The following is a 13,259-nucleotide window of genomic DNA, read 5'->3' on the forward strand; positions in this document are numbered from 1 at the left end:
GGCAACATGGAGAAGAAGGATTTTCCCAAGGGAACCAAGCCCCGTGAGATCTTCGTCTATACCTGTGAGCGGATCGCGGAGCCTTTGAACCCGCTGGGCTACAAATACCGCAAGAGCAAAAATGACATCTACAAAAAAGACGGCATCTTTGTGTTCTCCTTTTACTTTTCCCCCTCCATCCGCTTTGGCTCCACCACTTTTACTGCCTTCTTCGATGTGAGTTCCCCGGTGATTGCCCAGTGGCGCAGTGAGCAGGAAGGGACGGAGGAAACCTATGATGGTATCGTGGGTACCTCCATCGCCCGGCTGACCCACCGGTATGATGACTTCCCCCGCTATGAGGTATCTACTCTGCTGGAGCGGGAACGCTCTATCCAGGAAATTTCCGGGCAGATCCAGGACTATGCACTACCATTCTTTGCCCGGTTTTCCAATCTGCCCAAGCTGCTGGACGATGTGGAACAGGAGGGGTTCTTCCCCCATCGGAAGGGGTTCGATGTCCCTAAGCGGAATCGGGAGTTCATCGAATGCTTCCGGGAGTATCTCCAAAAGCAGTAGGAATCAGCAGAAAGGAAACAACACCTATGTCAAACAGTAGAGTATCCACTTGGAGTGGAATCCGGAACAAATTGGAGAATGACTACCTGTGCCCGGCACTCCGGGGCCACATCCAGTATTTTGCCACCAGTTACAGCAAAAGCGCCGACCATGAGGGCCGGGCCGCCATTCGTGTGGACGGCGTGGAAGTGCTGCGGAGCAACTACTACACCTATTTTGAAAATGTGTGGACGAAATTTCATCACTTGCGCTCCACCACGCTGAAAGATCACGACTCCGCAAAAGAGGCCATCAATCAGGCTCATGCCTATGCGCTGGAGCAGGGCACCTTTGACCAAAAGGTGTTCTATGAGGCGTTTGGGATCTTTGACAACCAGAGCATCGAGAAAAGCCTTGTCAGCGAGAATCCCCTTGTCCGTATCTTTGCCCTTCTGGATCGCAGGCTTGGCAAGCGCCGCCTGCTGGCTTTGGAGGACTCCATGGAGCAGGAACTGGACTGGGTGCGGGCTTTCTATGTGATCCGGTTGCAGGCCGAAGGGCTGATGGAAGCGAATAACATTTAGGAGGAACCACCATGTCACAGATCGCGTCCTTTTATCTGATAAAAAATAACCAGCGGCAGGAGTTGTCCGACGGTGACTGCTCCGGCGCGGTCTATATGGCCATCTGGGACTGGTGTGAGAGCGAACTGGATCTGGATGTCCGTTTTCCTGCTCCCCAGACGGAAGACACCCTGGACTGCGCTCTGCTGGAGGGAGAGCTGGCGTCTCAACTGCTGGCAGCTCTGCGGGAGCAGGATCTCCCGGAGCTGGCCGCTGAAATTGCCCCGGACTGGGATCTGCCCACCGAGGCGGTGCAAAGCGGGCTTAATACGCTGCGCTCCCATCTGGAACTGGTGCAGGGCGATGCTGCTCTGCTGTATGAAATGACATGAGAACGGAGGGATACCATGCTGGCAAAGCGGTTTGAACACATTTTACATGATCTGGGCATGGCTGGGCTGGAACACCCTCTGTTCTACCATGCACCGGTGGGCATTCGTTTTAAGATCGGCGGGGAGGAACCAATCTATCTGGATAGGCGTGCGGCGAAGCTGAAAACCAACCCCGCTTATGTTCAGGGGGCGCTGGACCGAGCCGCCGCGATCTATCGGGCACTTCCGGCGGTGCCGGACCTTCTGCGGATCGACGGGTATCCCGATGAAGAACCCGCCGAGTCCCTGCTGACCGTTATCCGGCAGCGAGTGGGCCTCCCAGTTCCCGATGAACAACTTTCGGCCACAGAGCAGGATGAAGATGGGGATACCCATGCACAAGTGCAGTTTTACTGGGATCTCAGCAAGATCAGCTTTCAACCAGAGCTGCTTCTTCGGGAAATCATTCTGGGGGACATCGGCGGCTGGAACGGCTTTGTGTCCAGCGTCTATCTGGCTGGGCCGGGGCCGTTCCTCTACCATTTGTACGATGACCGTGGGCTGGATGTGCTGGGCGGCTCACAGAAGCTGCTATTGCCTCTCTATCATCAATTTCATGACTGGATTTTGGAATACGATCTGGAGAAGATTGACCAGATGTTCGCTCCAGCAAAAGAATGACTGCATAACAGAAAAGGAGACATTACTATGGGACTTGACATCTACGCCGGGACGCTGACCCGGTACTATTCTCACAACTGGAAAACTGTTGTGCAGCAGTGGGCGGAGGAAAACGGATACTCTTTCAACCGCATCACCCCGGACGGGGAACCTGCTGATAACGAGGAAGAAATGTCCCCGGCTGAGGTCCAGGCGGCGGTGGAGAACTGGCGGGATCAGATCTTGAGCGCCATTTCTCAGCCGGGCCAGCCCCCCTACGCTCCCTGGCTTGAAGATAATGAGAAACCTTATTACACCGACAAGCCGGATTGGGATGCCTTCGGCGCTATGCTGCTGGTGGCCGCCTGTCGTACATACGAGGAACCGGTGCCTTCCACCGTGGAGAAGGACTGGATCTTCGGGGAGCATCCTCTGGTCGCCCGCCTTGCATCAGATGAGGAGCGGGTGTGGTCCCTGTTTCGTGGGGCTACCTGGTGGCTCCCTCTTTCTGACAGCTTTCTGTTCCAAGGGTCCTTGCCTACCGATGACACCGCCGCTATCGCCACCTTGGGCGGACTGCGGAAGGAGCTGGAAAAGCTGAACCAGCTGGCGTGGCAGGCCGATGAGGACACTATCCTTGGCTGGGCAGACACGGAGGGATACCCGGTAGACGGAACCGTAGACTCAGATGGACAGTACAGCAAGGCAGACATCCCGGAACACACCCAGTATGACACTCAATCCCTTGCCAAGTTTGCCTTCTCCATGTTCTGGCGGGCCATGCGGTTTGCCGAGGAACAGCAGGTGCCCATCCTGCTTGACTATTAAAGAGAATTCGTCAAGGGGTGGAGACCGTGGAACAAAAACGGCCGGCAGATATAATTCAGGAACTTCTGGACTACCTGTGGAACGGCCTGGGCCTGGAAGAAAAGGGCTGGAAGCGTCTGAAAAAGGGCGACTTCAAAAAGAAAATGAAAAACGGGCTGACCTATCAGATCTGGTTTGACCGGAGCCGCTACAACTACATAGACTACGAAATCGGCCATGGGAATGTGGAGGTGGGCTTCAGCTGTATCATAAAGCAGGGAGATGACTACCTCTACTCTTTCAGAATTGAACCCACAACAGGCGGTTCATTCTTTCGGATGCTGACAGAGGACCTGCGGCTGAACACCGGGCTGCTGGACACCTTTCTGCCCCTGGTCAAAGCCAACTACCTCGACTTCATCGACCGCTTCGAGGCAGACCCCGTGGAGGCATTACAGCCGGTCTGCGCCCCCTTCACCGAGGCGGAGGACTACAGCTGGTTCATCTATGTGCGGGAGCAGATGGTGGAACGGTACGGAACGGCGGAGCAGATGGAGGAGTACCGCCGTCAGGCGGAATTGCGCGGAACGCCTGGACACAAGGCAAAGAACTGGATGGGTTCGATGTTGTTCCACCTCTCCCACGCCAATGATGTGGATCAAGCCTGGGCCTCAAGCCGCACCAGAGAGGAACTGGACCAGGTGGTGGAACCCTTTGTGCAGGCCAAGCGGCAGACAGGACAGTGGACACAGGAGGATGAGGCGGGCTATCAGCTCTACCGGCAGGAAACAGATCCGAAGAAGCGCACCTTTCGGGTATGGTATCTCATCGCCAACCCCCGCGGCCTGCCGAAAGAGTTTGTCCAGAAAGAGCTGGAGTTTCGGTGGAAACTGTTCCCAGAAAAGAAGGAGGAAACCAAATGAGCAATAAAGCTTTCCAGCAAAATCTGGACGACAAAAAAGGCCCCCAGCCCGGAGGTCCCTATCTCATTCAGATGCTGTTCAAAGAGCCGGTAGAAATGCCGGATAAAGAAAAAATGACTGCCATAATGGAGAAGCACATCGGATCAACAGAGTGCTTCTGTTATGATAAGAAAATGGCCGGCTTTGCCGCCCTGGATCATGTCGCGGAATTTCAGGACGGCAAGTGCCCGGTACAGCTGATGGTGATGAAATGCGACAAGTTCAAGGGCAAAGGCTTTGATGCCTTTCTGATGAGCCAGATGTGGGACTGCCAGGAGGACCGTGACCGGATCTTCCGGGAGTGCAAATATCAGGTGGTGGCCACCGATATGCTGACTGCGGCGCTTCCAGCGCTGGAGCGTGCCAACCTGGATGCCGACTTTCTGGAGGCTCTGGCAGAGCTGTACCCCACCTGTGAGGCGTTCTATTTCCAGAACTGCGGTAAGCTGTTTCTGGCAGAGGATGTGCGCTCCCATCTGATTGAGGGGCCGGATCGGTTCATCCGCTTTGGCGTCAATGTCCGTTTCTTCAACATCGAGGGCACGGAGGATATGCTCATCGACACGGTGGGCATGAGCACCCTGTTTTTGCCGGATCTCCAGTACCACTTCCACGGCATGGACCCCAACTGGGTGGTAAACCACGCCTATAATGCAGCGTCCTATATTCTGGAGCATGATAACCCCATTGAGGATGGGGAAACCATAGACGGCGTGGCGGATGGCCAGATGTGCCGGGAGATCCAGTGGAAGTGCCAATATGAAGATGCCTTGATCCAGCCGCCCAGAGGGGTGCTGGACATCAACATGGGAAACTATGCTTCGGGAGGACGCTGAATGAATGGCGTTGTGCTCCTGGTAGGCGGACTTCTGCTTGTGGCGGTGATCAAGCTGATTATAGATCGAAATTGGATCGGCCTGCTTCTCTGTGCTGTCGCCCTGCTTCTGGTCTTTGGGGCTGGACACCATACAAAATAGGCCATTTTAAGAATCGAGGAGGTGAAGTATGCAGAATTCAACAAATATGCGGATACTGGAATTACTCCGGTTTCTCTATGAGCGGACCGATGAAAACCATCCCGCCACAGTATCTGACATCATTGCCCATCTGAATGGAAAAGGAATTCAGGCAGTGCGGCAGACTGTTTACGCAGATACCAATGCGCTGATCGATGCAGGGATTGATATTGTGGTGGTCAAGAGTACCCAAAACCAATATTTTATGGGAAACCGCCTGTTTGAGTATCCAGAACTGAAAATGCTGACAGACGCAGTAGCATCCTCGAAGATCATTTCTGCCAAGAAGTCTGAGGAGCTGGTGCAGAAATTATGCCGTCTGACCAGTCTACATCAGGCAAAGCAGCTTCAAAAATTTGCTGCTTTATCCAGCCGTGTCAAACCGCATAATGAAAAGGTTTACTACATCATTGACAATATCCAAACAGCGATTGGAAACCATCAGCAAATTCGGTTCCAATACTATGAATATACTCAAGAAAAAAAGAAAATCTTAAAGCATGATGGATATTATTATGTCGTAAATCCTTATGCGCTTGAATGGAAAAATGACCATTACTATTTGATTGGATTTTCTCTGAAGCATCAGAAAATTGCTCACTTCCGTGTAGATCGGCTAACAAGTGTAGAAAATCTGGAAACTTACTTTATGCCGATAGAGGGATTTGATGTAGCCTCCTATACAAATAAAATGGTTGATATGTTTACATCGGAGTCATCGAAGGAAGTAACCCTTCTATGTGAAAACGAATTGATGAGAGTAATCATAGATCATTATGGAGAAGATGCTGCTGTTGATAGGTATGATGATACACACTTCACAGCCAAAATTGAAGTGAACCCCAGTGGAACTTTTTATGGCTGGATATTCAAATTCAAAGGGAAAATAAAAATTCTCTCTCCCAAAGAGTGCATTACGGAAATGCAGCAAATCGCTCAGGAATTTATATAGCGCAAAAGAGGTGTTATTGATTTTTAACACCTCTTTTCAAATGAAATTTTTATCCTTGAAGTGAACAGATGTTCGATATACAATATAAGCAAGATATTGGAATTGGACAATTAAAATTAGGCATGACATCAGATGAGCTAGAAAATGCTCTTCTACAAATGAAGAAACAGTGGTCGAATTCTTCTGATGAAGCAATGCAAATGGAATGTTGTGCGGAAACCGATGATCCTAATTTGATAACCGGACGATATATGGATAATGATTTGTTCTTTCTTGTGCAGTATCGGAACGGAAAAGCTACTGAAATCGGCATCCAGCGAGATTTGTCTAAGGTGGCATCAATAAAATTGTTCGGGATGGATATGTTTAATACAACCGCCGAGTGTATTATTGATAGCTTAATGAAAAAGGACAACGTTATTTGCAACGAAAAGGACTTGCAACTGGGAACGGAATATATTTTTCCCGAAATTGGAGTCCGACTCTGGAGAGAGCGAGCATTTCATCCCAAACTGTTGAAAGACCCGCTATACATGGAAGAAATGCAAGCGGTATTAGAAGACGAATATCAGTATCAGTATTTTCAGATGATTACTATAATAGGCTAAAGTACAGTTTACAAGGGACTACACAGGGTAGGTATCTGACGGGAGGGGTTCCGCCCGTCAGATTTTCCATGTGATATTCAAACTATCGCTTGTAGCGGCAACGGTGGTAATCATCAAATCCACCACCCGCCGCTTGTCGTCAAAGGATACATTGTCCCATGTGTCGAGGTAGCCGGAAATCTGATTGACCTGTTCCGGGCTGATGGCTTCCACCGTCAACTCCGCTATCCTCGCCAGAAGTTCCTGCTTGCGTCCGTCCAGTTCCGCTATCTTCACATTCACATAGGAGAGCAGCACATTGTTTGCGCCCGTCAGATTGTCCACCAGCTTTTCAATCTCGCTGTCCACATGGGCAAGCTCCACTTGCAGGGCGGCGATTTTCGGGTTTGCCTTTGCCGCTTTTTTTCTGCCCGTCAGCGTTTTGTAGCTTGCCAGCTTCTTCACCATCTGCTGATAAACAACCGCTTCCAGCTCCGAAGTGATGATTTTCCCGCACCCGGCACAGCTTTTATTGTCCAGCCGTTTTGTGCAGCGGAGATATTGCTTTCCCACAGGATTGTTAATGCTCATAAGAGCATACCCGCAATTCCCGCATTTGATTTTTCCCGCCAGCCATGTATGGGTGGCTTTCCGGGCGGACTGGATTTTCATGTTGTTCATCAGCTTCTTGCGGCAGGCCAGCCATATATCCGCCGGGACAATGCCCTCATGGGGAGCCAGCACCAGCATTTGGTCTTTCAAGTCGTTTTTCTTGCTGGGCTTCACATCCCGTCCCTGATACAGATAACAGCCGTTTGTCCCCGTAAAGTCGGCAGCGTCATTGACAATGATTGTCCCTTGACTTTTGAAAAATTCGTACACATCAAGGTCTGCCTGCACATAGACAGGATTGCGTAACATCTGCGCCAGCGTGGGGCGTATTAGTTCCTTGCCGTTGAATAAAATTCCCTGTTCGGCAAAGTACCGGGTAATGTCCCCGTAGGAGGTTGTGGGCTGGGCGTACATCTCGAACATCAGCCGGATATTTGCCGCTTCGTCTGGGTTTACCACCAGCTTCTTTGTGTTGATACCGTCCATCTTGATTGGCTCTGTATGGAAGCCGTAAGGGGCTTTTCCACCCATCTTAAACCCTCGCTGGCTGCGGGAATAATAAGCGTCCGTCACCCGCTTCTGTATCGTTTCCCTTTCAAGCTGGGCGAACACGATACAGATATTCAGCATAGCCCTCCCCATCGGGGTGGAGGTATCAAACTTTTCCGTAGAGGACACAAACTCTACATTGTACTGTTGGAACAGTTCCATCATATTGGCAAAGTCCAGAATGGAACGGCTGATACGGTCGAGCTTGTAAACCACGACCTTTGCAATTAAGCCCCGCTTGATGTCCCGCACCAGTTCTTGAAACTTTGGACGGTCTGTATTCTTGCCGCTGTACCCTTTGTCTGTGTATTCCTTGCAGTTACCGCCTTTCAACTCATATTTGCAAAATTCAATCTGGCTTTCAATGGAAATGCTGTCCTTTTTGTCTACCGATTGCCTTGCATAGATTGCGTCTATTCGATTGTTCATATTGTCGCTCCTTTTCTCAAAAAAGAAACGGAGCTGCTGACAGTTTTATTATACCGCCAGCAGCCCCGCAAATCAACGATGGCTTCGGAAAACCTTACGCCCCGGCTTCCTCTTTCTGCCGCTTATCGGCATATTTGCGGAACACCTCATAAAGCTGCTGCTCCAGTTCCCGACGTTTTGCCACTTCCTGATCCGGCGTGAACACCGGGGAGAGATTTTCCAGCGTGATTTCTTTTCCCTGAAAAGTCACGACCTCTGTTTCTTTTTTGTATCTGATATGCTCCATAGAACCTCCTGTATTCAATTTTCAAGGTACAATGCCGCACAGGGACGGCGTAAAAATCTGCTTATAAAATCACCTTTCCTTTCCATGCTGCCGCTGCTGCCGTTTCAGCTCCGCCAGTATATCCGGCGGGATACGGTCAACCAGCCGCTGTAAATTGTCCAGTTCGCTTTTCAGCTTTGCCCGTTCCACCGTATCTTTCATCTTGCCTTTTTCACTGGCTTTTGCCCTTGCTTCCAGCTTTTCATTTTCCGCTAACAGGTCATTGATTGTGACCTTGTATTTTTTCAGTTGCCCGGAGAAATTCTCCATCTGCGGAAACCACTTTTTCAGCATGGAGAGGGCTTCCTCTTTTTTCTTTCCGGCATTCAGCGGGTTAATGCCGTCCAGCGTGGCTTCAATGGCTCTGGCCTGTTTGGATAGATTGACCGCCTGCTTGAACAGACGGGTGGGGATATGCTTCCTGCCTGTCTTGCTGGCACTTTCCCCACGCTCCAAGTCGGGATATTTCTCCACCATATAAGCGTGAAAATCGTCCTGCCATTTTGTCAGGTTTGCCCGGTTGCCGATAATCTCCTTTGCACACAAGCGGTTGTCCTCTGTCAGAGGGACAAAGACCAAATGCAGGTGGGGTGTTTTCTCGTCCATGTGTACCACGGCCGACACGATATTTTCCCTGCCTACCCGCCCGATGAGGAAGTCTGCCGCCCTCTGGAAAAACGCTTGTATCTCCTTTGGCGACTTCTTCTTGAAAAACTCTGGGCTGGCGGTAATGAGCGTATCGACAAACCGGGTGCTGTCTTTCCTTGTACGGCAACCGGCCTGTTCGATACGGTTTTGAATAAAATGATAGTACCTGCCCTCCGGCTTGACGATATGGAAGTTGTATTTGCTCCGGCTGGTGTCAATGTCGGGGTTGCTGGCGTATTGCTCTTTCTGCCGTTCGTGATGGGCTTCCAGCGGCCTTGCCGGGTTGCCCTTGTGTTTCTCAAACCGCAAAATTGCGTGTTGTGCCATTCTGCTCCTTTCCCCATTCCGTTCCTTTCCGGGACTTTTCCACAGGAAAATCCCGCAGAAAATATCTCAGATAGGATAGGAATGGATAAGATATAAATAAAATCGTTTTAATCTCTGTATTTCTATATACCGTCCGGTTTTCGTACTCCAAGAGGGTTGATTTTCGTACTTGTCAAGTGCGGTTTTCAGTCCTCCGGCGTTCCATAACCGGATTTCTTGAAGTCGGTGTTTGGAACCGCTTCGTAGGATTTTGGGTAAATGCAGTTGGGTTTTCCACAGCCCTGCTTCTGGATCTCCACCAGTCCAGCATATTGCAGTTCCCGCAGAGTGTTGACTGCTTTCTGCCGCCCGCAGTGGAGCAGCTCCACCACCTCATTGATGGGATAGTAGAGGTAAATGCGCCCATATTCGTCCGCCCAGCCGTTTTTCCGGGACAGGTCTGTCCGGCGCAGGATAAAGGCATACAGTACCTTTGCTTCGTTGGACAGTGGCGTGAATGTGGGGGCTTCAAAAAGGAAATTGGGAAGCCGGGTAAAGCTGACCGCCTTTTCCGGCTGATGGATATAAATAGTGTTTGTCATATCGTGTTTTGTGGACGGTTAGAAGCCCGTTTCCGGGGGCAGACGGTAGTTTCTATTGCCTGCCCCTGTTCTGTGCTTGCAAAGCCTTGTAAATCAAGGACTTTTCAGCCCCTAACTGTCCACACAAGACCTCCTTTTCCGTTCACTTTCTGTTTTCTGCCGCCTGTGAACTCTGGCGGCACAGCCGGGGCAGTATTTTGCCCGGTTGGATTTAGGGACGAACACACCGCCGCAGACCGCACAGCGTTTCAAGTCCTTATCCCGGAAAATCTCCGCTTCCAGCGTCCCGTCCAGCGGCAAGACCGCCCAGCGGAACCACTTACAGCAGACCGAGAAAGAAACCGTCTGCGGACAGGTGCAGGTGTCCCCATCGTCAAGGAACATACAGTTCCCGTCCTCATAACAGCAGCACTCCCGGCGTATCAGGCTGTTTGCCTGTTTCCGCTGCGCCGGCGTCATACGGTAGAGGGAGCCGTCCGGTTTGCGCTCTATGGGCGGCAGTCGTTTATATGGGTTCTCTCTCATGTGTTCCCTCCATTTTTCTGTTGCCGTTCTCCCCAAAAAGGCTTCCTGCCCCATTCCTGCGGCGTGTTCCCAACAGGGGCCCCCACAAAGTCGTTGGACTTTGTGGGGAGAGGAGCCACAGCGGAGCGAGTGAGCTTTCGCCATTTGGCGGAAGCGAATGATACGCAGCTTGTGGCGACGAGGCACGCTCCCCGGACTTCGGGACATTTTGTCCCGAAGTGGCTCGTAGCGGTGCTTCCCCTGCCGGGGTATTCCTTTTCGGACGGTCATTCATTTTTCAAGGTGCGGCTCATCGATGAACTAAGATAAGTCTACACCTAAATGACCGCCCGCCCCGTATATCCATAAAGTCGGAAATCAGCCCGGAAAACTTTCTATTTCCACGCTCTCGGAATTGTGGTAGAATAGAAATAATGAGTGATAAATAGGAGATAGGAAAGCCTTTATAAATGGATATTTGAAAAGATATATTCATTTTCACGATGGAAAAATGGAGGAGGCACAATGAACTTTAACGAAGCAATGCAAATACTTGGAAACAAGTTGCAAGGAAAGTACGGACATTTAGGCTTTAAGTATAAAAAATCTGACAAAACACTTACGAGGCACAGTAAAAATTTCACCTATATGATTGCGTTTTCCTCATTCGGCGGGAACACAAAGGATAGCATAAGTATAGAGGTTTGCTATATAATCAACACTCGTCCATACGACCCTTATGGTTATGCCAAACCAGACCTCAACACACAACCGCTGTTTTACAGTTTAAGAGACAATGAAATATATCTTGACATAGGAAATGAAGAAAAAATTGATAATACCTTTGAGATTGTTTGTCAGTGGATGGATAAATTACTGATTCCAAAAATGAATGAGCTTTGTGCTACCGAGTAAAATGAGCAGTTGACAATATCAGTGAATTATCTGCGAGAAAATTAGAAATATTTTTGACTATCAAGCAGACAAGGAGGGGGAGCATGGAACTATCCATACAAGAACGATTGAAAGACCTGCGTGTGGAGCGTGGGCTGACGCTGGAGCAGCTTGAGGAACAGGTAAATCTCTCCAAGTCTGCACTGGGCAGTTATGAAGCAAAGGACTTCAAGGACATCAGCCACTATGCCATTATCAAGCTGGCGAAGTTTTACGGCGTGACTGCCGATTATCTGCTGGGGCTGTCCCAAACAAGAAATCACCCAAACGCCGATCTTGCAGACCTGCGCTTGAGTGATGATATGATTGAACTATTGAAAAGTGGGCGGGTGGATACTTCCCTCTTGTGTGAGCTGGCGGTACACCCGGATTTCCCCCGGCTAATGGCTGACCTTGAAATCTATGTGAACGGAACGGCAGTCAAGCAGGTACAGAGCGCAAATGCCATTGTGGATATTATGAGCGCAACCATTATGAAGCAGCACAATCCCGGCTTGTCCGACCCGCAGTTAAGGCAGCTTGTCGCCGCCCATATTGACGATGACAGCTTTTGCCGCTATGTGATACAGCAAGACATAAACAAGATAGCCCTTGACCTGCGGGAAGCCCATAAGGACGATTTTTTCAGCGTTCCGGAGGACAATCCGCTGGAGGATTTCTTGCAGACCGCCGAGGAAACTGCCAGTCCAGACAGCGACCCGGAGCAAGCGGCTTTGGCGTTTATCTGTAAGCGGCTCAAGCTGAATTTGAAAAAGCTGTCCGAGGAAGAAAAGAAGTGGCTGAAAAAGATTGCACAGAAGTCGGACTTGCTGAAAAATCCAAACCCGCAGCGGGGGAGAAAATAAGAGAGCGATAAACAAGAAATCTGAAAGGAGTTATCAATATGAGTTATGATTTGATGGTTTTTGAGAGAACAAAAGCACCTACCACAAAAAAAGAGTTTATGGCATGGTATGAAAAGCAAATGGAATGGGAGGAAGAACATGATTACCAAACGATTAGTGTTTCTTCTCCGGCTTTACAAAACTGGTTTATGGAAATGAAAGAAAAATTCCCGCCCATGAATGGGGAATATGCACCGAATGACGATGCTCTTGATGACGATGAAAATTTGGAGTTGCATATGGTTGATTACAGTATTGGGTATAATGTAATTTACGCTGCGTTTTCTTGGTCGGTGGCAGACGAGGCGTATGAACTTATGCGTAGTTTAGCTCAAAAACACAAGGTTGGATTTTTTGATGTGAGTGGAGATGATGGCGATATTATTTTGCCAGATGGAATTATGATAAAATAATATGATACATACCTATTCCCATTCTCACTTACCGGGAAAATAGCAAAGCCAGCCGAGCCAGTCAACGGTCAAGATGAACGGCGCACAAATGCGCCGCCATTGACAGCCCCGCCCGCCTTTGCTGATGGGCAATCAAGGCGGGAAAGCCCTAAAATGGCTTCCCGCCCATTTCAATTTTGAGAGAAAAATCCGTCTGCTTTTTCGTAAGTGTGGCTATCCGTCTGGGACACTTTGTCCCATAGTCCAGCGTAAGACGAGGGACGGGGGCATTCATATACGCCCTGTCTGCTGATGAAACCAGTCCTGCGCTTGCGGCTCCACGCCACGCAATCACAGCCCTGTTTTCCTGCTGCTTCAAATGTTCTTGCCCTTTCCTGTGGCAACCGCATTTTTGCAGCAACGCCGACAGAGCGTATAACACACTACACTTTGCAAGCAAAGTCGTGTGCCAAAGGGGTACCCTTTGGAAACCCCAAACAACAAAACAGGCTGAATATCTCGCACTTCCCCGGTGCTTGATATTCAGCCTTTATTTGTTGTCAGCAGCCCCCCGTTTCGTGGTCTGCGTGTAGTTCCTT

At 50.0% G+C, this 13,259-nt stretch carries 17 protein-coding genes; 12 read left to right on the forward strand and 5 right to left on the reverse strand.

Annotated features, from left to right (window positions below):
• The first annotated feature begins 6 nt into the window (after nt 1-6).
• From ACGHP1_RS11600 to ACGHP1_RS11640, 9 genes are all read left to right on the forward strand, one after another.
• Nucleotides 7-558, forward strand: coding sequence for a DUF4304 domain-containing protein (locus ACGHP1_RS11600; protein WP_006059611.1), 552 nt, complete (start codon nt 7-9; stop codon nt 556-558).
• 26 nt (nt 559-584) lie between these two features.
• The gene (locus tag ACGHP1_RS11605) at nt 585-1,121 is read left to right on the forward strand and encodes a hypothetical protein (RefSeq protein ID WP_006059612.1); all 537 of its coding nucleotides are present in this window, start codon (nt 585-587) and stop codon (nt 1,119-1,121) included.
• A gap of 11 nt (nt 1,122-1,132) precedes the next feature.
• Nucleotides 1,133-1,492, forward strand: a complete 360-nt coding sequence (locus ACGHP1_RS11610; protein ID WP_006059613.1) for a hypothetical protein — start codon at nt 1,133-1,135, stop codon at nt 1,490-1,492.
• A 15-nt stretch (nt 1,493-1,507) separates the two neighbouring features.
• On the forward strand, nt 1,508-2,152 hold the full coding sequence (locus ACGHP1_RS11615) for a DUF3885 domain-containing protein (protein ID WP_008723402.1): 645 nt from the start codon (nt 1,508-1,510) through the stop codon (nt 2,150-2,152).
• Nucleotides 2,153-2,179: 27 nt separating this feature from the next.
• On the forward strand, nt 2,180-2,959 hold the full coding sequence (locus ACGHP1_RS11620; protein ID WP_002576912.1) for a hypothetical protein: 780 nt from the start codon (nt 2,180-2,182) through the stop codon (nt 2,957-2,959).
• A 26-nt stretch (nt 2,960-2,985) separates the two neighbouring features.
• On the forward strand, nt 2,986-3,861 hold the full coding sequence (locus ACGHP1_RS11625; protein ID WP_117440301.1) for a spondin: 876 nt from the start codon (nt 2,986-2,988) through the stop codon (nt 3,859-3,861).
• Nucleotides 3,858-4,736, forward strand: a complete 879-nt coding sequence (locus ACGHP1_RS11630; RefSeq protein ID WP_317332888.1) for a DUF4261 domain-containing protein — start codon at nt 3,858-3,860, stop codon at nt 4,734-4,736. The genes ACGHP1_RS11625 and ACGHP1_RS11630 overlap by 4 nt, the downstream gene beginning before the upstream one ends.
• Nucleotides 4,737-4,905: 169 nt before the next feature.
• A complete protein-coding gene (locus ACGHP1_RS11635) occupies nt 4,906-5,868 on the forward strand; it encodes a YafY family protein (RefSeq protein ID WP_006773000.1) in 963 nt (320 codons plus the stop codon).
• A gap of 68 nt (nt 5,869-5,936) precedes the next feature.
• Nucleotides 5,937-6,476, forward strand: a complete 540-nt coding sequence (locus tag ACGHP1_RS11640; protein ID WP_097775137.1) for a hypothetical protein — start codon at nt 5,937-5,939, stop codon at nt 6,474-6,476.
• Nucleotides 6,477-6,533: 57 nt separating this feature from the next.
• Here ACGHP1_RS11640 and ACGHP1_RS11645 read toward each other — a convergent pair whose 3' ends face one another.
• From ACGHP1_RS11645 to ACGHP1_RS11665, 5 genes are all read right to left on the reverse strand, one after another.
• The gene (locus tag ACGHP1_RS11645; protein ID WP_390509487.1) at nt 6,534-8,045 is read right to left on the reverse strand and encodes a recombinase family protein; all 1,512 of its coding nucleotides are present in this window, start codon (nt 8,043-8,045) and stop codon (nt 6,534-6,536) included.
• A gap of 94 nt (nt 8,046-8,139) precedes the next feature.
• A complete protein-coding gene (locus ACGHP1_RS11650; protein ID WP_390509488.1) occupies nt 8,140-8,331 on the reverse strand; it encodes a hypothetical protein in 192 nt (63 codons plus the stop codon).
• Between the two features lie 69 nt (nt 8,332-8,400).
• Nucleotides 8,401-9,345, reverse strand: a complete 945-nt coding sequence (gene mobV / locus ACGHP1_RS11655; RefSeq protein ID WP_390509489.1) for a MobV family relaxase — start codon at nt 9,343-9,345, stop codon at nt 8,401-8,403.
• 185 nt (nt 9,346-9,530) lie between these two features.
• On the reverse strand, nt 9,531-9,926 hold the full coding sequence (locus tag ACGHP1_RS11660) for a replication initiator protein A (RefSeq protein WP_117502925.1): 396 nt from the start codon (nt 9,924-9,926) through the stop codon (nt 9,531-9,533).
• Nucleotides 9,927-10,037: 111 nt separating this feature from the next.
• Nucleotides 10,038-10,451, reverse strand: coding sequence for a cysteine-rich VLP domain-containing protein (locus tag ACGHP1_RS11665; protein WP_117502926.1), 414 nt, complete (start codon nt 10,449-10,451; stop codon nt 10,038-10,040).
• A gap of 504 nt (nt 10,452-10,955) precedes the next feature.
• On the opposite strand from ACGHP1_RS11665, the gene ACGHP1_RS11670 reads away from it, so the two are divergent.
• The 3 genes from ACGHP1_RS11670 (at nt 10,956) to ACGHP1_RS11680 (ending at nt 12,681) form a co-directional block, all read left to right on the forward strand.
• On the forward strand, nt 10,956-11,345 hold the full coding sequence (locus tag ACGHP1_RS11670; RefSeq protein WP_117502927.1) for a hypothetical protein: 390 nt from the start codon (nt 10,956-10,958) through the stop codon (nt 11,343-11,345).
• 83 nt (nt 11,346-11,428) lie between these two features.
• Nucleotides 11,429-12,229, forward strand: a complete 801-nt coding sequence (locus ACGHP1_RS11675) for a helix-turn-helix domain-containing protein (RefSeq protein WP_117502928.1) — start codon at nt 11,429-11,431, stop codon at nt 12,227-12,229.
• 38 nt (nt 12,230-12,267) lie between these two features.
• Nucleotides 12,268-12,681, forward strand: a complete 414-nt coding sequence (locus ACGHP1_RS11680) for a hypothetical protein (protein ID WP_002566031.1) — start codon at nt 12,268-12,270, stop codon at nt 12,679-12,681.
• Nucleotides 12,682-13,259 lie beyond the last annotated feature (578 nt).

The organism is Faecalibacterium sp. i21-0019-B1 (assembly GCF_042852915.1).
Classification (GTDB): Bacteria; Bacillota; Clostridia; order Oscillospirales; family Ruminococcaceae; genus Faecalibacterium; species Faecalibacterium taiwanense.